This window comes from Klebsiella grimontii, assembly GCF_900200035.1.
GTDB classification, from domain to species: Bacteria; Pseudomonadota; Gammaproteobacteria; order Enterobacterales; family Enterobacteriaceae; genus Klebsiella; species Klebsiella grimontii.
In genome coordinates, this window is the sequence record NZ_FZTC01000021.1 from 64,920 (window position 1) to 89,875 (window position 24,956).

19 protein-coding genes are annotated in these 24,956 nt (G+C 41.8%); 2 read left to right on the forward strand and 17 right to left on the reverse strand.

Annotated elements, in window-relative coordinates:
* Window positions 1-79 precede the first annotated feature (79 nt).
* The 6 genes from KOSB73_RS20645 to KOSB73_RS20670 are packed head-to-tail and all read right to left on the reverse strand — an operon-like array spanning window position 80 to window position 6,702.
* Window positions 80-1,225: a glycosyltransferase family 4 protein gene (locus KOSB73_RS20645; RefSeq protein WP_165775025.1), complete on the reverse strand. Its 1,146-nt coding sequence runs from the start codon at window positions 1,223-1,225 to the stop codon at window positions 80-82.
* Window positions 1,226-2,119, reverse strand: a complete 894-nt coding sequence (locus KOSB73_RS20650; protein ID WP_064410846.1) for a glycosyltransferase — start codon at window positions 2,117-2,119, stop codon at window positions 1,226-1,228. It lies immediately after the preceding gene.
* Entirely contained in the window at window positions 2,116-3,270 is a 1,155-nt protein-coding gene (glf, locus tag KOSB73_RS20655) for a UDP-galactopyranose mutase (protein WP_004138737.1), read from the reverse strand. The genes KOSB73_RS20650 and glf overlap by 4 nt, the downstream gene beginning before the upstream one ends.
* A gap of 18 nt (window positions 3,271-3,288) precedes the next feature.
* Window positions 3,289-5,181, reverse strand: a complete 1,893-nt coding sequence (locus KOSB73_RS20660) for a DUF4422 domain-containing protein (protein WP_098140914.1) — start codon at window positions 5,179-5,181, stop codon at window positions 3,289-3,291.
* 13 nt (window positions 5,182-5,194) lie between these two features.
* Window positions 5,195-5,935 (reverse strand): ABC transporter ATP-binding protein, encoded by a 741-nt coding sequence (locus KOSB73_RS20665; protein WP_004138732.1) that lies wholly within the window; start codon window positions 5,933-5,935, stop codon window positions 5,195-5,197.
* Entirely contained in the window at window positions 5,935-6,702 is a 768-nt protein-coding gene (locus KOSB73_RS20670) for an ABC transporter permease (RefSeq protein ID WP_004138730.1), read from the reverse strand. Before KOSB73_RS20670 ends, KOSB73_RS20665 begins: the two co-directional genes overlap by 1 nt.
* A gap of 1,299 nt (window positions 6,703-8,001) precedes the next feature.
* Between KOSB73_RS20670 and KOSB73_RS20675 the strand changes: the two genes are divergently transcribed.
* Window positions 8,002-9,006 carry an NAD-dependent epimerase gene (locus KOSB73_RS20675; protein ID WP_024360028.1) on the forward strand — a complete coding sequence of 335 codons (1,005 nt, stop codon included), beginning with the start codon at window positions 8,002-8,004 and terminating at the stop codon, window positions 9,004-9,006.
* A 481-nt stretch (window positions 9,007-9,487) separates the two neighbouring features.
* Window positions 9,488-9,610, forward strand: a complete 123-nt coding sequence (locus KOSB73_RS30905) for a small membrane protein (RefSeq protein WP_004138729.1) — start codon at window positions 9,488-9,490, stop codon at window positions 9,608-9,610.
* A gap of 579 nt (window positions 9,611-10,189) precedes the next feature.
* Here the strand turns inward: KOSB73_RS30905 and ugd are convergent.
* The 11 genes from ugd to KOSB73_RS20725 all read right to left on the reverse strand — a co-directional run bounded on the left by ugd (window position 10,190) and on the right by KOSB73_RS20725 (window position 24,934).
* Window positions 10,190-11,356, reverse strand: a complete 1,167-nt coding sequence (gene ugd / locus KOSB73_RS20680; protein ID WP_049087571.1) for a UDP-glucose 6-dehydrogenase — start codon at window positions 11,354-11,356, stop codon at window positions 10,190-10,192.
* A 162-nt stretch (window positions 11,357-11,518) separates the two neighbouring features.
* Complete coding sequence (gene rfbK, locus KOSB73_RS20685; RefSeq protein WP_049087572.1) at window positions 11,519-12,889, reverse strand: O9 family phosphomannomutase RfbK; 1,371 nt, start codon at window positions 12,887-12,889, stop codon at window positions 11,519-11,521.
* Window positions 12,890-12,911: 22 nt separating this feature from the next.
* Complete coding sequence (locus KOSB73_RS20690) at window positions 12,912-14,327, reverse strand: mannose-1-phosphate guanylyltransferase/mannose-6-phosphate isomerase (RefSeq protein ID WP_049087573.1); 1,416 nt, start codon at window positions 14,325-14,327, stop codon at window positions 12,912-12,914.
* A gap of 213 nt (window positions 14,328-14,540) precedes the next feature.
* Entirely contained in the window at window positions 14,541-15,947 is a 1,407-nt protein-coding gene (gndA, locus tag KOSB73_RS20695) for an NADP-dependent phosphogluconate dehydrogenase (protein ID WP_023321280.1), read from the reverse strand.
* A 170-nt stretch (window positions 15,948-16,117) separates the two neighbouring features.
* A complete protein-coding gene (locus KOSB73_RS20700; protein ID WP_098140916.1) occupies window positions 16,118-17,107 on the reverse strand; it encodes a glycosyltransferase family 2 protein in 990 nt (329 codons plus the stop codon).
* Window positions 17,104-18,051 carry a polysaccharide pyruvyl transferase family protein gene (locus KOSB73_RS20705; protein WP_049087574.1) on the reverse strand — a complete coding sequence of 316 codons (948 nt, stop codon included), beginning with the start codon at window positions 18,049-18,051 and terminating at the stop codon, window positions 17,104-17,106. Before KOSB73_RS20705 ends, KOSB73_RS20700 begins: the two co-directional genes overlap by 4 nt.
* A 14-nt stretch (window positions 18,052-18,065) precedes the next feature.
* On the reverse strand, window positions 18,066-19,538 hold the full coding sequence (locus KOSB73_RS20710) for an MOP flippase family protein (protein ID WP_098140918.1): 1,473 nt from the start codon (window positions 19,536-19,538) through the stop codon (window positions 18,066-18,068).
* Between the two features lie 143 nt (window positions 19,539-19,681).
* Complete coding sequence (locus KOSB73_RS30715; protein ID WP_133116575.1) at window positions 19,682-21,334, reverse strand: hypothetical protein; 1,653 nt, start codon at window positions 21,332-21,334, stop codon at window positions 19,682-19,684.
* A gap of 45 nt (window positions 21,335-21,379) precedes the next feature.
* Window positions 21,380-22,612: an O-antigen ligase family protein gene (locus tag KOSB73_RS20715; protein ID WP_049087576.1), complete on the reverse strand. Its 1,233-nt coding sequence runs from the start codon at window positions 22,610-22,612 to the stop codon at window positions 21,380-21,382.
* 26 nt (window positions 22,613-22,638) lie between these two features.
* A complete protein-coding gene (locus KOSB73_RS20720) occupies window positions 22,639-23,775 on the reverse strand; it encodes a glycosyltransferase family 4 protein (RefSeq protein WP_049087584.1) in 1,137 nt (378 codons plus the stop codon).
* A gap of 172 nt (window positions 23,776-23,947) precedes the next feature.
* The gene (locus KOSB73_RS20725; protein ID WP_023321287.1) at window positions 23,948-24,934 is read right to left on the reverse strand and encodes a glycosyltransferase family 4 protein; all 987 of its coding nucleotides are present in this window, start codon (window positions 24,932-24,934) and stop codon (window positions 23,948-23,950) included.
* Between the last annotated feature and the right edge of the window lie 22 nt (window positions 24,935-24,956).

Genomic DNA, 24,956 nt, shown 5'->3' on the forward strand with positions numbered 1-24,956 from the left:
GCAGAGCAGTTACATAACATAAAATATAACTGCTTCGGAGGTGTTTGATTTACATGAAGCTGTAATCTCTTGCGTTACATCATCCCTGAACCACATCATGATAAGTCTTTAGGGTCTTACTGATTATCATACCGCTAGAAAACTTATCCTGAACGCGTTGCCGTCCTTTGATACCCATCTCAACTCGTGCTTTGGGATTGGCTAACAAGAATTCAAGCTTATCGGCCAGCTCCTGTGGCGAGTTACTTTTCACGATAATGCCGTTATCGTTATTAATGATCAGGCTATCGCAGCCGCCAACATCGTAGGCAATGCAGGCCCGGCCAACCGAGGAAGCCTCAAGCAGAATACGCGGGACGCCTTCTGAATAGATCGAAGGCAGTGCCACGATGTTCGACTCCTCGATCAAGTCACAGACGTTTGAACTGTGACCTAACCAGTTAATCAGCCCTTCTTTATGCCATTGCTGAATGACCGCAAGGGAAATGGCATCCTTATCGTTTTCAACAAGTATCCCGGCAACGTTTAGCGTAAAATGAATATTTCTGGATTCGAGGATTTTCTTGGCTTCAATTAAATCCCCGAGCCCTTTGCTCCACAGCATTCTGCTGGCAAACAGCACCACCGGAACATCACGCTCCTGCTCCAGAGAATATTTATAGATATCCGGGTTGATACCTGCGCCATCAATGACAATAGTCTGCTGATAGTCAATCCCAACAAAACCCGCAAGTTTTTTACGATCTTTATCATGTTCGAACATAAATATACTGCGCTTATTACTGGCAATATACTTATATGCCATGATAGTGATATTGCGCAATAGCTTAAGCAAGCCCGTATCACAAGAAAATACACGCCCGAGGCCGACAAAACTCACGATGACCGGGCGATTCTTTGCCCTCGAAAGAAGCCCACCGATCAGACATGGCTTGATTGTAATACAGTGTAAAAGGTCGGGATTAATCTCTTTGATGATCCTTCGGGAGGCAAAAAAGGCCCGAAAGAAAGTTAATGCATTAAATGATTGAGCATCAAGTGGGACGTTATGACACTTAAAACCAAATGTTTTAAATTTATTCAGCACTTTACCATCGACAAAATGACTGATGATGTGAATCTCATAACCAGCATCTCGGGCGGCGATTGCACGATCTATCCAGTGCAAATCAAAATACCAATCCGAGTTTATGAAATAACACAGTTTTTTCATTGCTATATCCACTTAATGATTCTTACCGCTGATTCCTTTTACACCATGGATAACTCCACGACGCAAGTATTTAAAATATAACAATTTATTGCGTTGCCATGGCAATATTGACACATATTTAATCAACCGCAAAAGGATTGAGAGACGGCTAAAAATGGCAACTCGCGGAAAAATTCTCTTCGCCAGAATAAGATTTCGACAAAGGTAATAAACCTTCCATTCGGGAAAGACGCACTTCCCCTGGAAACTTACATCGTGCGAGAAGACAACCTCAGGCGAATAACGAATCTCTTCGCCATCGAGCGTCAACTGATAGCCAAAGTAGAGATCGTCAAAATATAAAAACAACTCATCGTGAATATTGTGTATATTCTTTCGCAGCAAATCTCGCTGAATAATCATCCCGACAAAGGATACCGTTTGTACCGCGGTCGAACGGGAAATCAACGGTAGAAACTCGGCCGGTTTTTTGATGTAGCGTAATGTGTCGATAAACGATGACGGTACTTTAGCAAAAGGGATGTTCATCGAACAAGGTTGTCCCCGGAGATCTTTTACCAAAGCGGTGAACACCCGACAGTTAGCCTTATCCAGATGGGCAAATTTTTCCAGCGCATCGCTCTCGGGCCAGGCGTCATCATCGTAAAAGAAAACCCAGTCGCTATCGACGTTGTCGCATAAATATTGACTCCCGGCCTTAAAACCACCCGCCCCACCGGTATTAGAGGGTAGATTGAGGACAATCACGCGGGGGTCGCTAAGGGTGGCTAACCACTCCTGGGTCCCATCCGTGGACCCGTTATTGACAACCATTATCGCTGTAAAATTTAATTTCACAGTGTTGGCAATAGTTACTTTTAACTTCTCTAAACGATTATAAGTGACTATTAATGCGGAGCAATTCATCGCACAGAAACCGTGAACACTGGCATAGCTTCATGATTATCAAGGGAAGATAAGTACTTCTCGGCTGTATTTAATGCTTCTGCGATAGTGACATCCATATCCAGATATCGATAGGTTCCAAGGCGGCCAACAAAGGTAATGTTCTTTTCACTTTCCGCGAGGGACAAATACTTATCGAGTAAAGCCATCTCCCCCATCTGCCGAATCGGATAATAAGGAATATCATTTTCTCCGCACTCGCGGCTGTATTCCTTATAGCATACCGACCCTTCATGGGTTTCCCAGGGCGAAAAGTACTTATGCTCAGTGATACGGGTGTAAGGAACATCCAGTGAGCAGTAATTCATCACCGCGCAGCCCTGATAATCGCCCTGCCGGGTGAATTTTTCAAAATCCAAAGTACGATAGCCCAGGCGGCCATATTGATAGGAATAGAAGGCATCCAGCGGCCCGCTATAGAACACATGATCGTACTTTTCTCTCTCTTCAGCGTTGAACGACTGCTGAAGTTCGATAGTGATATTTTCATGATTGGCAATTGACTCAATCATTTTCGTATAACCCAGTTTCGGCATGCCCTGAAATCTGTGGTTAAAGTAATTATCATCGTAGTTAAAACGAACCGGCAGGCGCTTAAGAATCGACGCAGGAAGCTGTGATGGCTCCATCCCCCACTGCTTGATGGTGTAGCCTTTGAAGAACGCCTCATACAGCTCTTTACCAATAAAACGCAGGGCCTGTTCTTCAAACGTCTTCGGTTCCTGGATCGAACTGTCCCCTTTTTCTGCAATAAGCGCCCGGGCTTCATCTGGCGAACAGGTTTTGGCAAAAAACTGGTTAATGGTATGCAGGTTGATCGGCAGAGAGAACACTTGCCCATTAACGGTTGCTTTGACGCGGTTCACATACGGCATCATCTCAGCGTGCTGAGTCACATAGTTCCACACTGTTTCATTATCGGTATGAAAGATATGCGGACCATAGACGTGGACCATAACGTCCGTTTGCGGATCGCGCGCGTCGTAGGAGTTACCGCCAATGTGGTCCCGCTGGTCGATAATTCTGATACGATGGCCTTGTTCAGCAAGCTGGCGGGCGATAACCGCACCAGAAAAACCAGCGCCGACAATTAAAATATTTTTACTGTTCATAATATTACTCCAGCAGCCTTAACCAAGAATTGAGCGTCTAACTTTATAATAGTATTTTGTTATCGTATTTCGCCTCGGTGAACCGACAGGAGCATATTTATTAAGGAAAGGCATCAACGCTTTTTTGATCCTGGTCTGAAGCAGAACAGGCGTTTGCCCTGCATTATGCGCAGGATTTGATGAATTAATCAAAGATAGCTGACGGAAATAGGCCTCTTTTTCCCATGGCGTGTTGATGACGTTTTCCAGGAAATCGTCATAAAAGTCAACCTTGTCCGTATTCCACGGTTTATTCTCCCCGGCATAGTGAATCATATTCGGGTTCATTCTGGCTTCTAAAAAGCGCATATATGTTGCGAACTGGAGATTGGGGAAAAAGTCATCGGTATTGCCATTACCATGATAGACATTCCACTCCAGCGGTAAAAATTCAACCCGGCCGTAGAAAACTTTGTTCATAATGTCCTGGTCAAGGAACCAGTACTTTTTCTCTTTCAGGGTTTTAATCAGCTCGGAGAAGGTATCTTCCTGCACCATTTGCGCAACGTTGAAAATGATAATCCCCGCCTGGAAATACTCATCAGGATTGGTCATTTTAAGCGTTTTTTGCAGATACTCGCTGGCGGGCATCACGCCATCAGCTGACTCCGACATCGCGCCAAACTTGACGAAGCCTTCCATGACGATATCTTTAACGGCGGCAACAAGGTTTGTGCCGAGTTCGACATTAAGCAAAGTCGCCAGATCGGCCTTCACCACAGTATCGGAATCGATAAAAATAACCTTCTCATATTCACGGAAAAGCTGCGGAATAAACAAGCGAGCATAGGTTGATGCACTAAAGTGCGCACGGGTATGTACGCCATCCAATTCAGTGAAGGCATTCACATCAAAAAATCGAAGTGAAAAGTTTGTATGGGCCGAAACCAGCCTGGTTAAGCGCTGCTTGTTAAGATTGCTAACCTTGTTTTCCAGCACAACAATATCGTAATGGGTGTTTTTATCAGAATGGCGAACGATAGAGTTGATTAAAGCCCCGCCGCTGATGGCGTAGTTATCATCAAAACTGATGACGATTGGCGCAGCGTGAGGAAAGACCGGCATCAGCTTGCCGTTGAAGGTCTCATTCGTCACGAAAGTGCGCTGTAGTTCCTTAACTTTCAGGGCACGATCTTGCTGCTGTTTTATAATGTAAATATTAAACAGGCGCTCTGCGATATGGCCGATAACACGCTTTTCCTGAGCGTTATAATTATTCATCGAGATGCGACTTTCAAGATGAGTCAAAATCGCGAAAAGCCACTCAGAATAGTCTACGAACATATCTTTGTGCATCGCAAACATATTCGTGTAATAGCCATCAGTTGCATTATTAAACTGCTGAATAGCCGTTTTATAATCCGGATAAAGCTCTTCGACAATCTCCAGGGCAGCCAGATAGTCCTTAATATGTAAAAACTCCCCTTTCTCATAATGATCGAGGTTATTTTTACTTCCAGCAGAGGTCACTGACCACTTCTTCGGTAACAGCAGGTCAAATCCTGAAATACAATCCTGGATTGCCGTGTCGGTTAAACCAAACTGCTTTTCATAATCTGCATCAATAACGGGTGAATTAACTACGCCCCAATTATCTTCGGGAAAGCTCTGTTCTGAAGAAAAATTCAGATGTCGGCGATAATGCATAAAGCCGACATAATCAGAAAGAGATTCATTTTTCCAAACCCAATAATGTGCGGTTAACTCACAGTAAAAGGGGTTTTTAAACGAAATATTATCTCCTGTATCATCGCCAATACAGCCGATATCATTATAGGAGTTAGCTTTACCTACATGCAATGGTTTTATAATCGATGCATTAAGGAATGCGCTCGGCTTATGATGACAGGTATAGATCTTAATACTATTCATTTAATTACCAGATTTAGGCCATTGCTTGTTTATAAAGTTCGATGATTCTTTCAGCAGAACCGATTTCCCGGAGACGGTGATTTTCGATCCAGACAACCCGATCGCATATTTTTTCCACATCACTCATGTTGTGACTAACGAACAGTATTGTCACACCACGATTTTTGAACTCTTTAATCGTCTTAATACATTTGGCCTGAAATGAAATATCGCCGACGGCCAGCACTTCATCAATAATCAGAATATCAGGCTCAACTTGACTAATAACCGAGAAGCCAAGCTTCGCTAGCATACCGCTAGAATAGACGCGGATCGGCTCATCAATAAACTCCCCTAATTCGGAAAATTCAATGATGCGATCCATCCGCTGTTGAACCTCTTTACGCCGTAGCCCAAGAAGGGTGGCATTAAGATAAATGTTCTCACGGCCAGTCAATTCTGGATGAAAACCACCGCCTAGCTCAAGCATTGAGGCCACTCGCCCACGAGTTGTGACCGACCCTTTCGTTGGCTTGATAACACCGGCAACCAGCCCCAAAGAAGTGCTTTTGCCTGCGCCGTTTCGCCCAATGAGCGCAACAGCCTCTCCTTTACCTACCGTAAAAGAGACATCCTGAATAGCAAGATATTTACGGCCCTTCAGTAATTGAAAGGCTCTTTTAGGATGAAATATTAAATCTTTAATACCTGAGCCAATATGATGGTAAAGTGGATATTCTTTTGTCACATTATTAAAATCAATTACTGGTTCCATCACAAGATCTCTGCAAATCGATATTTTAATTTATTAAAAATACTTAATCCGATAACTGTCAGCACAATACCAGTCAAATATAACACTGAAATATGCTCGTAGTTTAAAACGCCATCCATAAATAAATTACGCCAGCTTAAAATCATACTCGCCAGAGGGTTATAGTCAATAACCCAGCTATATTTTGCTGGAATCATATCCGACGCGTATAAAATGGGAGTGCAGTAAAACATCAGCATAATACCGAGAGTCACAAATCTTTCTAAGTCTCTGAAGAAAAGATTCAAAGTAGAAAAAATAATTGATATGCCAAAGGTAAAAATCACCTGTCCGATAGCAATGAGCGGTATTCCCCAAAGCCATGAAAGCGAAGGACGCATACCGTACACAAAAAGAAAAGCGACAATGACAGGAATAGTGCATAAGAAGTGCAATCCTTCCATCATCACATTACTAAGTGGAATAACCGAACGCGGAAATACGGTTTTTTTGATAATTTGCGCATTAGCAATAAATGAGAAAAGCGAATTCGTCGCAGAGCTTGCAAACCACTGCCAGGGGAAGAGACCCGTTATTAAGAAAAGGGTATAATTTGGAATCTGGACTCGCATGATCAATTTAAAGATAAAATAGTAGATCATCGCAAAAAGTAGGGGGTTGGCAATTGACCATAAATAACCAAATACACTACTCTTATAGCGTACTTTTAGATCTTTATTGGTGATAACAACAAGCAGGTCAAATAAATACCCTAGATTATACTTCATTTTTATACTCATAAATTATTCTACGAAATTTTAAGCATTGGGTTATGCACTTTAGAATTGCGAGTTGTCGCTGACTGACTAAATCAACTGCGATAGCTCTAACGCCCTGACTGATACACTGCCGATAGACGCCGTGGCTTTGGACATACAACGTGAAAACTTAAGTGCATAGGTTAAAGCAAGATTTTCCCAATTTTTCTGTACGCTTTAATTCATTGGCAGCAGCCGACCATGGTAGCTCATCCAGGCTAAACGGAGACAAGTGAGAGGCTGACATGAAGATCGCCAGTTAAGACGCCGTTTCTGGACGTAAAGTAAAAACTGTTATTTTTCAGTCAGATACTCCTCCCCCATAGTATTACATGATAGCTTTCAATCACGCTACCGCCCTTGGCTATCGCAACCAAACTGCGTAATGATTCAACAACCCTATCTGTAAACATCTCTAGCGACTGCTTTTACGACAGCAGTAAACTGACACACCCTGTTCTTACGTCAAACGGCTCTCGCAGCGGCTATCGGGTAAGATTACTGCCCGTGACGCTGGGTGCTGCTCACTTGAAATTTAAAAAGATTCAAGCAGGCCCACACTCTCGCTGTTTGCTTAACTCCCATCCATCAGGAATTTCTCAATTAGCACGTTTAGCAAGCCCATTTTTTGAACTCCTGACGAGACTCTTCTCGGTTATCGCCCTATCCATCTTCTGTGAACCGGCGTAAACCGTACGCAATATTGATTGAAATGACACCAACAATCAGTCTGGTGTCATATTTAACGCTGCGCACAGGATAGCTGATTAAACTGACAACACAATGGTCATGCAAATGAGTTGCCGCATTATAGCGCTGGTCCATGGGAATAAAAATGAAAATACGTTGCCAATCAATTCATATTGCAAATGATTCATGTCGTAAACATAATGTAAAGCAAATACAACAAAAATACTAACCCATTGATTTTAAATCATAAAAAAAGACACGCCACTATCAATGTGAAAGAATTGTAAATTCATACATAAAATCAATTTTTATCTACGTTAACTTTCGAGGACTTAAGGAGTCGGAAACGCGAGATTATGACAAGACCTCACGCAATTGTTATCTTGCTAATCATCAAGCTTCGATAATGAATCTCATCTCCACCTCAGAATGCCAATGCAAAAGCTCTGATACGGGTGACATCGCTTAGCCATCTAATGCGTGAACATAATCAGCAACGGTAAAGCAGGTGATCCACACGGCAAGCCAGTGTAAAATCGACGAATATATAGCGGGATACAGTCACCCCAGAGGATGAATATGAAATTTTTAGTAACTGGAGCCGCAGGATTCATCGGCTTTCATACCTGCAAGCGCCTTCTGGAGGCGGGTCATGAGGTTGTCGGTCTCGACAACATGAACGACTACTATGACGTCAATCTTAAGCAGGCCCGTCTGGATTTACTGCAGTCTCCCCTGTTCAGTTTTCACAAAATCGATCTGGCGGATCGTGAAGGTATTGCCCGACTTTTTGCTAATGAGAAATTTAACCGGGTGATCCATCTTGCCGCTCAGGCTGGCGTTCGCTACTCCCTGGAAAACCCGTTCGCTTATGCCGACGCTAACCTGATTGGTTATCTGAACATTCTTGAAGGCTGCAGACACAATAATGTTGAGCATTTGCTTTATGCCTCATCCAGTTCGGTCTATGGCCTGAACCGTAAAATGCCGTTCTCTACCGATGATTCGGTTGATCATCCGGTTTCGCTGTATGCCGCCACCAAGAAGGCAAACGAGCTGATGGCGCATACCTACTCTCACCTTTATGGTATTCCGACCACTGGACTCAGATTCTTTACCGTCTATGGCCCATGGGGCCGTCCGGATATGGCGCTGTTCAAGTTCACAAAAGCCATGCTGGAAGGAAAGCCTATTGATGTCTACAACTATGGCAAGATGAAGCGCGACTTCACTTACATTGACGATATCGTTGAGGCGATTGTTCGGATGCAGGATATTATCCCGCAGCCCAATCCTGAATGGACCGTTGAGACAGGATCACCGGCAGATAGCTCAGCGCCATACCGGGTGTATAACATCGGTAATAGCTCACCGGTTGAACTGATGGATTACATCACCGCGCTTGAGGAAGCTGTGGGGATGGTTGCGGAGAAAAATATGATGCCAATACAGCCGGGCGATGTACTGGAAACCAGCGCAGATACCAAGCCGCTGTACGATGCGGTGGGTTTCAGACCGCAGACGACGGTCAGGCAGGGAGTGAAGAACTTCGTTGACTGGTATAAGGCGTACTATAAGGTCTAATCAACCCAGCATGGCGCAGGGTATTTAGCCGCAGTGGGATACGACTGCGGCTTTTTTATATCGAGAATTGTCATTCGGCAATCTTATCCATTCAGATGCTCGTAAAAACACTCTGTTAATACCTATCTCAGCGCAAAGCCCGCGCACCACACAATAACGAAACACAGAATTAACATAAACCAAACAAAATCATCAACAAACTCTGATATAAGCCACTTTCAATACAATCACTGAAGAGCATTCTCGTACGAAAGAAACAATCACCAGCTAATCAAGCTGGCACTAAAGCCAGCTACAGCGCCATTGTTCAAACTACTGGTCGCGAAAAAGGGTTTTCCACTTTCCTCAAAAAAAACCACAAACACCATATAGGAATTTTCTTAAATTCAGGATATGTTAAGCAGGCAAAGGCATGCTTTTGCAGTGATATTAGTTCGCAGGCAAATGGATTTATAACATTCCTTTCATTCTGGTACGCATTATGGCAAACATAATTTTCTTAGCAGTTGCTGCCATCCTGTTGATTGTTTCAGTTTATTTTCTGATTTCTTATATTAAAGATCAGAAAAAGACCAAGCTGACTTTTAACAAACGAAAGTGGTGAAAAGAAAACTTAATATAATTATAATACAGGCATAGGAAATAATAATATAAGAATAAAACACTGCCAGCGGTGGGGATGTGTATTGTCTTTTCAGCTGGCATTGGTCGCCACGTCAAACTAAAAAGTTATGCTAATCGGGTACTAAGACCTTAGCATCAACATTATATCCTGGTGACCGTAAATGGCTTGTGCTTGCTATGCCTGCGCCCTTCCCTTGAAAGATCCCGCTCCCTCACCCGTGTCAATTTCAATCAGAACCTTAACTCGCCGCAAGGCAGCTCTCCTGAAAACCAGGGTTCCAGAAACAACAAAAGCCTGCAAGCAGGCTCTGTTTTACCTTCCGGCGCTTATCTCCAGCGTCTACATCACAGTGACGGTAGCTCTTCACAAGGTGAATTAAACATATCCGACCTCGATGGTTGGGACAAGATGATCGATTGAAGAATCTAAGCGAGGTCACGTTTTTTAGGGGGGGTGATCGGGTAAGAGGAGTAAGATGATTTGCCAGACGAATAGCTGAAGAATTCAGGAGAGGGGAAAATTCTGGCCGACAGCTTATCTCCCGGCCAGAGGGGGTATTTAGTCACTGCCGAACAAATCGCGGGTATACACTTTGTCAGCGACATCCGACAGCTCTTCAGCCATTCGATTTGAGACAATCACGTCAGCTTCTTGTTTGAATGCGTCGAAATCGCGAACCACGCGGGAATTGAAGAACTCATCTTCCTGCATAACCGGTTCGTAGATAATGACCGGAATACCTTTGGCCTTGATACGCTTCATGATGCCCTGAATTGAGGAAGCGCGGAAGTTATCAGAGCCACTCTTCATAATCAGACGATAGATGCCAACGACTTTGGGCTTGCGCGCCAGGATTGAGTCAGCGATAAAATCTTTACGCGTGCGGTTAGCATCAACGATGGCACCGATGATGTTATTCGGTACAGATTCATAGTTTGCCAGCAGCTGCTTGGTATCTTTCGGCAGGCAGTAGCCGCCGTAGCCAAAGGAAGGGTTGTTATAGTGATTACCAATTCGCGGATCGAGGCACACGCCTTCGATGATCTGCTTACTGTTCAGACCCTGGCTTTCAGCATAGCTATCCAGTTCATTAAAGTAGGCTACGCGCAACGCCAGGTAGGTATTGGCAAATAGCTTAATCGCCTCAGCTTCGGTGGAGTCAGTAAACAGCGTCGGGATATGCTGCTTAATCGCGCCTTCTTTCAGCAAATTAGCGAAACGCTCTGCGCGTTCTGAACGTTCACCAATGACGATCCGAGACGGGTGCAGGTTGTCATAGAGCGCGCGGCCTTCACGAAGAAACTCAGGAGAGAAAATGACGTTATCAATGCCCAGGCGCTCTTTAATATCACGCGTGAAGCCAACGGGAATGGTGGATTTAATTATCATTACCGCGTCTGGGTTAATCTCGGTGACATCACGAATAACGGCTTCAACGGTCGAAGTATTGAAGTAGTTCGTTTTCGGATCGTAGTCAGTCGGCGTGGCGATAATGACATAATCTGCATTACGGTAGGCATCATGCTTGTCCGTTGTCGCGCGAAAATTCAACGGTTTTTCCGCCAGATATTCCTGGATCTCCTTATCGACAATCGGAGAAATCTTTTGGTTAATCATATCAACTTTGGATTGAATGATATCCAGCGCCACCACTTCGTGGTTTTGCGCAATCAGGATGCCATTCGATAAACCAACATAACCGGTACCGGAAATAGTAATTTTCATTCGATCACACTTTAATCAGTTAACTGGACGGCGGCGTATTAGCCACCCTGGTAATCAACACTTGTGGCGGTTTTACTCTCAGAAAGATGGGAAGTCAAGAAAGAGCCATAAGGTGATGCATCATTCCACGCACCTACCCTATGGCTCTAAGCAGAATAATTTCTATTTCATTAAAGCTAATATTTCTTCTGTTTTAGCCTTCATTAATTCATCGTCTCCTTTTGACTCTACGTTAAGACGCACAACCGGCTCGGTATTCGAGCTGCGCAGGTTAAAACGCCACTCCGGATATTCAATACTGATGCCGTCGGTGGTATCCACGTTCACGGCATCCGGTTCATAGCGTTCACGGATGCGCGCAATTGCCGCCGCCGCATTCTCCAGCTTGCGGTTAATTTCCCCGGACGCCGGGAACGCCGCCTGCCGGTCCGCCACCAGCGCCTTGAGCGGGCTGTTCTTCAGACACAGTAGCTCCGCCACCAGCAACCACGGGATCATCCCGCTGTCGCAGTAGGCGAAGTCGCGGAAATAGTGGTGTGCGCTCATTTCCCCGCCGTAAATCGCATCTTCCTGACGCATCCGCTCTTTAATAAACGCATGCCCGGTTTTCGACATCACCGGTGTGCCGCCGCTGCGGGTCACCATATCCACCGTATTCCACGTCAGGCGCGGGTCGTGAATAATCCGGGCGCCCGGCTGCTTCTGCAGGAACGCTTCCGCCAGCAAGCCAACAATATAATAGCCTTCGATAAATTCTGCATCGTTATCAAACATAAAGCAGCGGTCGAAGTCACCGTCAAAGGCGATCCCCATGTCCGCGCCGTGCTCGCGCACCGCATCCGCGGTGTCCTGCCGGCACTCCGGCAGCAGCGGGTTCGGGATTCCATTCGGGAAATTGCCGTCCGCCTGGTGATGCACCTTGATAAAGGTCACCGGCACGCCTGCCGCCACAAAACGTTTCTCCACTTCATCAATCACGTGACCGGCAGCACCGTTGCCGGAGTTCACCACAAGCTTCAGTGGACGGGTGAAGCTGGCCAGGTTCACGTAGCCCATCAGGTGGTCCACGTACTCCTGCAGCACCGATATCTGACGCAGGGTGCCGCGACGGGACGCGTCCACCGGCGCAAACTGATTCTCTTCCGCCAGGCGCTGGATATCGCGCAGCCCGGTGTCGCCGCTGATGGGCTTCGCGTTTTCACGCACCAGCTTCATGCCGTTGTAGTTCATTGGGTTATGGCTGGCCGTCACCTCTATCCCGCCATCCACGCCCAAGTGGAAGGTGGCAAAGTAAATCTCTTCCGTACCACTCAGACCAATATCCAGCACGTCCGTTCCCGCATCCATCAGGCCGTTGGCCAGCGCCAGTTTCAGCGACTCGCTGGTCAGACGCACATCGCCTCCCACCACGATTGTTTCCGGCTTCAGAAATTCGCCATAGGCGCGTCCGATACGGTAGGCGATATCTTCGTTTAATTCTTCGCCCAGTTCGCCGCGGATATCATAAGCTTTAAAGCAGTTTAATTTTGCCATCTATTTAATCCTTAAATACAAATTAGCAACGACCATACTGGTCTTTAATACGGATAATGTCGTCTTCGCCCAGATAGGAGCCGGACTGGATCTCCAGCACTTCCAGCGGGATACGTCCCGGGTTCTCCAGACAGTGTTCGGCGCCAATGGGAATAAAGGTAGACTGATTTTCAGTCAGCAGGAACTGCTTACCGTTGACCGTTATCTGCCCCGTCCCTGCGAGGATCACCCAGTGCTCGGCGCGGTGGTGATGCATCTGCATGGAGAACGCCCCGCCCGGCTTGACGGTGATACGGTTAACATTGAAGCGCGGCGTCTGGACCACCACGTCGCTGCGACCCCACGGACGGTAGATTTCGCGGTGTCGTTTGTATTCGCTGCGCTGGTTGGCCTTCAAGTACTCCACGACCTTTTTCACGTCCTGAGCGCGGTTTTTATTCATCACCAGCACCGCATCCTTTGTACTGACGATCACAAGGTCCTCAACGCCGATAGCCGCCACCAACTTTTCGTCGCTGTTGATGTAGCAGTTCTGGCTATTGTGCACCCAGGCATCGCCGGTCAGCACATTGCCAAGCTCATCTTTCGGGCTGACATCCCACAGGGCTGACCATGAGCCGACGTCGCTCCAGTCCGCGTCCAGCCCCACCACCACCGCATCGGCGGTCTTTTCCATTACCGCATAGTCAACGGATTCGTCGGGACAGGTGCTGAACACCTCATGCGGGATGCTGATAAAGTCGCTGCCGCTATCGGCCGCATTGACCGCAGCCGTGCAGACTTCGAGAATATCCGGGCGGAATTTTGCCAGCTCGGAGAGATACTTTTTCGCCCGGAACATGAACATACCGCTGTTCCAGTAATACTCCCCGGAGGCCAGATAGGCTTGCGCACGCTCCAGGTCAGGCTTCTCGACAAAGCGGGCGACCTGATAAGGCGTATGCTCCCCTTCCCCCAGCGCATCGCCGCGCTGGATATAGCCGTAGCCGGTTTCAGGGGTGTTCGGAACGATACCGAAGGTGACCAGATGGTCAGCATGCGCATACTGCTCAGCAACGCGGATGGCGTCGTGGAAGACCTGCTGATTATTGATAATGTGGTCCGCTGCCAGGACAAGCATCAGCGGGTCATCGCCATTCTGCGTGGCCTGCAGCGCCGCGAGGGCGATGGCCGGGGCGGTGTTGCGGCCCACCGGCTCAAGAATGATATTCTTCGACAGCTTGTTGAGCTGTCTTAGCTGTTCAGCAACCAGAAAGCGATGCTCCTCATTGCAGATAACCGTGGGTTCATGAATATCCAGGCCGGAGAGGCGCGAGATGGTTTCCTGCAACATGGAGTTCTGCCCGTACAGTCGGAGAAACTGTTTGGGGTAGAGTTCACGGGACATTGGCCACAGGCGGCTACCGGTGCCACCCGCCATAATCACAGGAAGTAACATGATAAAATCCTTAATAAATATGAAATATTAAATGTGACGTGATGGAAGTAATGACTTCTTCTTTTGCAAATTTTGACAAAATTGCAAAAGAAGAAAGATTAAAAAATTTAGGATGGAATATAAATCTTATATTTTCTAATAAAAACTGAAATTAGATTCCGTGTTACCCCATTAAAAAACAACCTGGCTCTTGCCAGGCTGTTTTATCACGAATTAATCAAGCCATTCAGTATGGAATACGCCTTCTTTATCAGTACGCTTATATGTATGCGCGCCGAAATAATCACGCTGAGCCTGAATCAGGTTAGCAGGCAGTACAGCGGAACGATAGCTATCGTAGTAGGCAATAGCCGCAGAGAAGGTTGGAACCGGAATACCATTCTGCACAGCGTAGGCAACCACATCGCGCAGCGCTTGCTGATAATCATCGGCGATCTGCTTGAAGTAAGGCGCCAGCAGCAGGTTAGCAATACCCGCATTCTGCTCATAGGCATCAGTGATCTTTTGCAGGAACTGAGCACGGATGATGCAGCCTGCACGGAAGATTTTAGCAATCTCGCCGTAGTTCAGATCCCAGTGGTATTCATCAGACGCAGCACGGAGCTGGGAGAAACCTTGAGCGTAAGAGACGATTTTGCCCAGATAGAGAGCGCGACGAACTTTCTCAATGAACTCTGCTTTATCACCCGCAGTCTTCGCTTGCGGCCCGGTAAGAACTTTAGAAGCAGCAACACGCTGGTCTTTCAGGGAGGAGATATAGCGAGCAAAGACTGACTCAGTGATAAGCGATAGCGGTTCGCCCAGATCCAGAGAACTCTGGCTGGTCCATTTACCGGTACCTTTGTTTGCTGCTTCATCAAGGATCACGTCAACCAGGTATTTACCCTCTTCATCCTTTTTGGTGAAGATGTCTTTGGTGATGTCAATCAGATAGCTGCTCAGCTCACCTTCATTCCACTCAGTGAAAGTTTGCGCAAGCTCTTCATTAGAAAGCGCCAGGCCACCTTTCAGTAAAGCGTAGGCTTCAGCGATCAGCTGCATATCGCCGTATTCAATACCGTTGTGAACCATTTTGACATAATGACCAGCACCATCCGCACCGATATAGGTTACGCACGGCTCACCGTCTTCTGCAACAGCGGCAATCTGCTTGAGAATTGGCGCAACCAGTTCATAAGCTTCTTTCTGACCACCAGGCATGATAGAAGGACCTTTAAGCGCGCCCTCTTCACCGCCGGACACACCGGTACCAATGAAGTTAAAGCCTTCTGCAGAAAGTTCGCGATTACGACGAATCGTATCCTGGAAAAAGGTATTACCACCATCAATGATGATGTCACCCTTATCCAGGTAAGGCTTCAGAGAGTCGATGGCACTGTCAGTGCCTGCACCCGCCTTCACCATTAACAGGATACGGCGCGGAGTCTCGAGTGATTCAACAAACTCTTGCACTGTATAATGTGGGACCAGCTTCTTGCCGGGATTCTCGGCAATAACTTCTTCGGTCTTTTCACGGGAGCGGTTGAAAACGGAGACGGTATAACCACGGCTCTCGATGTTGAGCGCAAGGTTACGCCCCATCACTGCCATACCGACAACCCCGATCTGTTGCTTGGACATTACATACTCCTGTCAGGTGTGGTCACTGCGACTGTTCGCAGCTTAAATGTGATGAATATGTTAGCGCAAAATGATTGAAGAGCATAGGTTGAAATTGTGTTACTCATTAATAGGGATAACATAATGAACAATTGTAAGGTTTCAACAATTATATATCGTAACGTTTGACTTTATACAATGAATCCAATTCTTTTTAAGAAGTATTTAGCGACTTTATAAATAAAAACGTTATACTTAGCTATAAATACTAACGGATCAGTGTTTCCTTTAAGAACTTTGGCAAGTGACTCATTAGTAGATTGGCTTAAAGTGATATTAGATTGCTTTAATATTGAAAAAATATGTACAATATTCTGTCTAATTCTTACATTAAGATATTTTTCACATAACCCGGTTGAATTATTTTTTAGTTCCACCAAAGTATTTATACTCTCAAGATAACCTATGATATTTTTCTCTGAACGAGAAGTTTGCATTATAGAGCCTGCTCGCACTCGTCGCTTGAAATACTTCTTATTAGTTATAACTGTTAAGGAAGCCTTAAGAAATAAACGGGGAGTAAATTCCTCATCCTCGTGAATAATTCTTTTAAAGAATAAATTATTATCGCTTTGAAGGCTTTTTTTGAAAATGTAAAGCCAAGCATTAGGAAAAAAAGTTCCATTTTGAGATAGTTTTACAAAAGCATTACAACCAGTATCATATACGCCTTCGATTGTACGTTCATACACAGGCAGTTTATCTTTTTGAATGTTTGCATCTGATGTACTTTCATCAGAAAATGATTCAGCAGAAAATGCAAATACATCGATGCATGGATTTTCTTTATAGATTTTAATGAAATCGCTTATTAGATCCGGCATTAATAAATCATCTGAATCGAAATAATAGATAAACTCGCCGGATGCCAACATTGTGCCTTCATTACGTGCTTGTCCCAACCCCTGATTAATTGTATGAATAATTTTTACAAAAGGGATTTGGCCATAATTAGCGTCAATGATATCGCCAGAACCATCAGTAGAGCCGTCATCAACGATAATAACTTCAAAGGGTTTAACCTTTTGATTTATAACAGAGTCAATTGCTTGTAAAACATAATCCTTTACATTGTATACGGGGATGATGACCGAAACAGTGGGAATATTGATGCTGTTCATACTTTAACTAACTCGCAATTAGGAACGGTATGCGTCCAAGCATCGTAATATGTAGAGTTTTTCCCATAGGAATTATCGAGAAGTTTAGTTGGCATATCAAGAAGGCAACATAAAATATGGCCATGCATCCTTGAAGTAACGACAACCTTATGAGAAAGGAAGTATTCATTGACACGTTTTACAAGCTGATCAGTATAATTCCCCCAGAGCTGGGACGTAGGGATAATGTATCTTCCAGCGATATTATTTATGCGTTCAGCTTTGACAAGAGCTCTCATTATAAAACGATCCTTATTCGAGCAAATATCTTCCCAATCCTCATACATAGAAGATTCAGGAGCATCACTAAGGCCTGATAGATCGGTTTTCTCAATATCTTTCCGTAACATCCATAGCGTATCGCGAGCAACTTGAGTCTTATTTTGCCTAGGGAAAATTTGCCATAATGAGTGAGCCATGTCTGGACACATAATAACATTATCGCAAAACTTCTCTTTAAGTAATTTTTCGCTGTTAAGATCACGACAAAAGATAGTCAAATTTTTATGTTTACGTATTATTTTTGCTGAATCGTTCAAAGCTTGCTGATCTTTAAAATGTACCGTCTGAGGCAGATAAACGATTTTATTATTTGGAAACGCCTTGACTACTTCTTCACGTAAAATTTGATGTTTTGGATATAAATCCCCAAAATTTCCACCTCCATGCAGAAGTATAATAACATCTTCTGGTAGGCTCCTTAAAGACTGGACGTATTTTAAACTACCTTTATCAGTACGTCTAGCCAATACTTGATATTTCTTTTCTCTAAAAAACTGTTCAGTACCTTTATAAATTAACAAATCTCCGACATTGAGATGTAATGGGATATCTAAATAAATAACACGACTCCCTGATGGAACAACTTTCTCTATAACGTCTAATTTCTTCTTCAAAGCAATCATAGGATGCATATTATTTACGCTCTAATAAATTTTCTAACTTTAGGGTTTTTAACAATATAACACTTCATTTCGGAAACAAATTGATTATTGCTGAAAATCAATGTCATACTAAATGTCACTATACCAACAAGAATTTGTATAACTAATGTTATTAGCGGAGAACCGGATAAACTAAATAATCCTGCCAACCATGCAGCTAGCATAGTAGGCAACGTCATTTTTAAGGGAAGAAGTATACTCATGATGTATTCACGATAACTACTTCCTAAAACCGGCTTAATAAGTATAAAATAACTTAAGCAGGTGTTTATCACTTGCACCAACAAAAAACCTAACGCGGCACCAGTTCCCCCTCCAATTTTTGCGCCTAACCAAATCATAGGAATAAAAAGAAAGAATTTAAATACGTTAAATTTAAAACTAACATCAACTCGAGCTTTTGCCATCAGCAAAGCACCAATAGGATTTCCAATAGAGCGTAAAAGCCCAACGACACATAAAACTTGTAAAATGGGTGTAATGAATATCCATTTTTCACCGAATAGAGTAAGGACAAAATTATTGGAAACAACTAACAATCCCAACAAAGCCGGAAAGTTAATCAAACCGACAAATGACAAAAGTTTATAAAAATTAGTTTTTAATTTTTCATTATCATTTTGTATTTTTGAAAATGCTGGAAAAAGAACTCTTGTCAGTATTGGATTAAGGCGAGACGGTGGCACTACAGCTACATTACTAGCAAGATTATATCCCCCTGCAATTATAGCTCCCAGAGAACGCGATAGAACGATAGTAGCAATATTTGAATTAAGTTGATTAATCAACGCATCTGCTGTTAAAAAAGCACCAAATTTTAGATTAGACGATATCCCTTTTAATTTAAAGCTGAAGGATGGCTTGTATATTTTTCTACCAACAATAGAAAACATAAGAGTACGAGATAATGACATACAGAGGTATCCCCATATCGCCGTTATCGCGAATGGGTATACATAAGCTGAAGTTAAAGTCACAGTAAAGCCAATGATCAAAGACAAAGTTTCTATGATCCCCACTTTCGTAAAATCAAGCTCCTTTTGCATAAGCGCTCTAAACTGCTGTCCATGCGGAATGATTAAAAATGCAAAAGCAAGTGTTTGAATCAATTCTTTGACATCAGGTTGATTAAATAGCAAAGAGATCTGTCTACTAAATAAGAAAACAACAACAAATACAAAAATACCTAATGAGACGTTTATCCAATATAAGGTTGTTAACTCTGAATTCGATATTTCTTTTTTCTGTATTATTGAATTAGATATTCCGAAATCAGAAATTGTATCTGCAACCATAATAATCAGCAATGATATAGTGAGTATACCAAATTGGTGTGGCGCAAGAATATGGGCTAACAAAGTTATTTGGAGAAATGATATAGCGATACTTGCAATTGTCGTAATAGCAGACCATTTTGCGCCTCTAACAGTCTTCTCTTTTAAGCTCATAAATATTTAACTCAATGATAGAAATCGTTTTAAGAAGTGAAAGAAATTTACCCCAAGTACTGAAAGAAAAATGAGAAAACATGTATTCTGAAGTAATTTTTAAAAAAATATTTAGCAAGTTTATTATTTTTATAATCTTAAATTCATTCAATTTTAACCCAGCCTACTTGTGGACTTTTATAGATATATTGAGTTATCCCTTCATCAGTGGAAATTTCAGTGGTCATGCCCCGCTGATAAACATCATTTGAAGGCTGCGACCATGAAACCAATTTTTCAATGTAACAATTTCTTGTGGTAAATAAAGGTCTACCTATATAACTAAAACTGCCAATCGAAACGTTTTCAAAATAAACGCGTGAATTACTCTTTAAATTGACCTCTCTAATATTACCACCTCTGATACTTAAAGGAGTGATATCAACACCAGATACTAGACCTTTGAAAGTACAGTCTGAGAAAATGACTGGGTTAGATAGATTTAAATGATCATAGTTTGCAGTAGGCGAATCGCTGATCTCGGCTGATTTGGCAAATGTGCAATTTGCAAAAAAAATATTGGTCATCTTTTCCCCTAATAATACAGAGGAAATATTGCAACCATTCAATAAAATATTTTCAGCATCTTTCGCTAAAGATAAATTTTTAATGTTGCCACCAATAATTCTTATATTTGATTTAGCCAAAAAAGATTTTTTTACTTTAAAATTACTAAAACTAGAATCTCTAACTCCTTTACCAGAGAAAAATTGATATACAGCAAAATTTTCAAATGCTGAATTACGACCGAAATTAGATACAACATGACTGGTGTTAAATTGACCATCTCTCATCGAGGATTGATCAAGATTTATTACTACAGAACTAAAAACCTGTCTCGTGGCAACTTTATCGGAAACATTGTCATATATCATCTGATTAATTGTTGAGTTTCCAATTTGAATAGAGACATTTACATACTTTAAACCTGAGATTAAGGGCTTCGTGCCATCATCGTCTGTCTGAATTAAGGTTCTCTCGGCGTGGATTGTATTAATAACTGAACGTATGCACTTAATTTCTAAACATTTATGGTAGGCCCTTTCGCTCTGTATCCTTCCAATAAATAAACAATTCGAAGTATCACCACCCGGCTCTATGCGTAGTTGAAAATTCTTAACATTTCCACAACGTTCAGCCGAAATACTTTGGATTGTTGAGTCCCACGTCGCAGAAATATGAATTCCAGTACCGTTAAAATTAATTGTTCTGATGCTATCTATAGTCAAAAAGTTACCCTTAATGAATACACCATTAAGGGTAGTTTCACGGTTTTCGGAGATAATTAATAATACTCCAACTATAGAGGTATATATCGCTCGGCCATTTTTGACATTACTGCCTGGTACACCAATATATACAACATAACCGTTTTCGTCTTTAAATGAATTAGGATTTACTATTAGTCGTCCTGTCCAGTCAACAATAATCTGTTTAATATTTGTAAAATCTAGTGCACGAGTAATCCTCCATGGCCCACCTCTCAAATCAACAGCTTTATTATTTTGTTCCGCAAATTTAATTACCCTCAAAATAATTTCTGTGTGATCTATATCAGCATTATTTGACACTGCACCAAAATCAATCGGCGATACAGAAACACGGTTAGCTAGATAAGTTTTACTAATTTTTAAATCTTTTTCATTTGAGAGAGTTGCGCCGTTATCTATTTTAGCCCTCGATGTGCCAGGCATCAAAAAAGATAAAGTACCTAGCGGGGCTATAAAGTTAAAAAGTTGTCGTCTTGATATGCCCATTTTCCCCTCTCGATATTAATCGATAAAATCATTTTCTTTACCAGCTTAACTACTCTTCTTAAAAGCATAATACAACCCTAAATACAACCAAGGATAAATCATATAAAGCTGAGCACCGAAAATAAAAGGCACACAAAAAAGCAGAAGGAAATATATTCCTATTTTGTCCAACTTAAAATATTTTTTTATTGCAAAAATAAATATCAATAAACCGATTACACCATTTTCGACTAAAAGATTAAAAAAGCCTCCCAATCCAGTTAGATCCCATCCTGTCACGACAGGAAAAGAGCCACGATAATTCACATTATTACGAACTAAGGAATATGCACCTAATCCCACACCTAAAAATGGATTATCCTGTAAAATTCTTGGACCAATATCCGTGGCAGCAATCCTACCCATTACTAATGATGAATCATTTTCTCTGCCCTTAATTTCTTCATCAATATTCTGTATATCTTGATAATAATTGTTAGCAATCTTATAAGTGGCACCAACCCCAATTAAAACTACTATTAAAATCGTCATAAAAAAACGAAATATATTCTTGGGATTCAAAAAGCCACTTAAAAATCTATTGTTTTGGAAAAGTATAAAAAATAAAAAAACAAAGAAGGCAACAAAGCCAGCTTTAGACTGCGTTAATAATAGTGCAATAAGAAAGAAAGTTGTAATTATTTTTCTTTTATAAAATGTTAGTTCGAGAAAAATCAAAGTTGCTATGTAAAGCCCATATGGGCCACCTTCGACGTAAAACCCTCTCAATCTAAAAGTACTACCATACGATACCAGTGAAGTTTTCAAGACAATATCAATGGCATAAAGAAGGAGTATAACGATCGTGAGAAATACATTATAAGTGAGAAATTTTTTAACAATATAATCAAAGTCTAATCTTTTATTTTTTATCAAATTGAATGGTATTAACGCTACTATTAAGCATAATATAAGTTCTACGTAACGCACCAGAGAAATACTATACTTGCTTTTCAAGGTAGAGAAGTACTCATAATGAATTGAACTAATCATACCTTTGAATATTGATAGCAAAAGAAGAATAGTAAATGCAAGTAAAAACCATAGCATTTTTTTCTCAACACGCCTTATAAAGAATGGAAAAAAAATTATTGCCAGAAGCTCCCAAAACTTTACAGGGCCGATCGTAATGTCTGTTAATTGACAAGAAAGTGCGATAATGAATATAAGTAATTTTACGGATGTATAGTTTCTAGTGTTAATGGTTTCGTATTCAATAGCTTTTATTGCCTCATTCATAATACTATCTCTATATAAAGCATAAATTATTTATTTCTGGAATCTTCAAATAACTTGTATTTTTCAGAGACGTAAGCTGAGATTTCGTTTTGGAATCTTGGCACAGAAAATTTTTCAGCATTCAATCTACATTCCATATATGAGATTCTATCTTGATTAAGTTCAAATTTGTTTACAGCATCAATAATAGACGAGATTTCTTGTCTCTCAAAAAGTATCCCTGTTACATTACTTTTGACCGTTTCAAGTGCCCCACCTTTACCAAAGGCAATAACTGGAGTTCCACAGGCTTGAGCCTCTACAGGGGTAATGCCAAAATCTTCTTCAGCAGCGAAAACAAAAGCTTTCGCTTGCCTCATATGTTCTTGCATTACTGAATTAGGCTGATATCCTAAAATTTCAATATTTTTTGTAGCTTTAGACTTAATTTTATCCATTTCAGAACCATCACCAATAACAACTAGCTTTTTATCAGGCATATGGCTAAAGGCTTCGACAATAAGATCCATTCGCTTATAGGGAACCATTCTAGAGGCTGTAAAATAATAATCATCTTTGCACTCACATAATGAAAAGCGCTCCACATCAACAGGTGGATATATTACATCAGCTTCCCGTCCATAAACTTTTTTTATTCTTCGCGCAATAAATTTGGAGTTTGCAATAAAATGATCAACTCCATTGGAAGTACGATGATCCCATATCCTAATTTTATGCAATAGCCATTTTGCTAATAATCCTTTAACTCCAGAATCCATTCCAGCCTCTTTCAAATACTGATGTTGTAAATCCCAAGCATATCGTATAGGAGAATGAACATAGCTAATATGGAGTTGATCAGGCCCCGTCAAAACTCCTTTGGAAACAGCATGACTGCTGGACAAAACTATGTCATGTTTGGAGACATCAAGTTGTTCAATTGCTAATGGCATTAACGGTAGATATTTTTGATATTTTTTCTTGGCAAAAGGCATATTCTGTATAAACGTTGTGGTTGCCCTTTTACCATTAAATAATTGTCGATCGCTTTCTGATAAATAATCAACTACTGAATATAAGCTAGCGTTAGGATATAATTCTATAAACTCTTTTATTACTTTCTCTGAGCCCGCATAAGTCACAAGCCAATCCGCGACAATTCCAACATTTAAATCCTTGCTCATGAATAACCTCAATACATTGATAATGAAGGGTCGCTTCATATCATTTTAACCAGAAATATACATCATAAGTATAATAAAACATACATCAATTACGACATGTGCGTCTAATATTGCCATTGTATGTTTTACAATTAGTAAAGAATACTATGATTAAGTATATGTTTTTTTTAAATTATTTAATACGTCGGAGATGATTATCAACTTTTCGTGCAACTTCTTCCCACGTAAACTTTCTTGCCTGCATTAATCCTTTATTTACAAGTTGCTGCCGACAATTATTATCTAAAATAATCTGATTTATAGCATCCGCAATTTCATTTATATTTTCTGGGTCAACCAATAACGCAGCATCACCGGCCACCTCACCCAAAGAAGTTGTTCTTGACGTTACCACTGGGATACCACTTGCCATGGCTTCTATCACTGGTAATCCAAACCCTTCATAAAAAGAAACAAATACTAAAGCTGCTGCTCCTCTGTATAAAAGCGGTAGTTCATCATCCTTTAAATACCCAGTGAAATGGACGGATTCCGTCAAGCCATGATGTTCTATAAAATCTGAAATAGTTTCATTTGGAGATCCAGTAAACACCAGTTTATATTCATTATATAACCCGGACTTCTTGAACGCTAAAATAGTATTATATTCATTTTTATGTGTTTTCCGATTACTCACGCACAGCAAGTATTTAAACCCAAAATTTTTCTTCTCACCTTCCGGTGTAAAGCATTCAGCAACACCGTTACCAACGTTGATTATTTTTGATGGATCTTGCCCTGACCACTGTACTATTCTTGATTTAGAGAATTCTGAAACAGTAAAAATGAATTTCGATTTTGAACAACCGCGCTTAATGATGAAATTATAAAAAGCTTTTTTAAAAAAACTTGAGTTATCTTGGCGATCTAAATGGTTTAAATCATGTATAGTAAATACGTATGGTTCTAATGAAAAAAGAGGTGGTAAAAATCCAGGGAAGAAAACAACACTGTTTTTTTTCTTTATTAACCTAAGCGCTGTTTTTATAGGATCAAAAGGTGAATAAGGCTTGCCAGAAAAACCTGGCGTCTCATAACGATTAATTCTATTGATTTCCTTTGCAAAAGTCCCTATTCCACCAGTCCCTTCCCATCTCATATCCATTAATATTCTACGCATTTATCCTCCATCTTTAAAAATA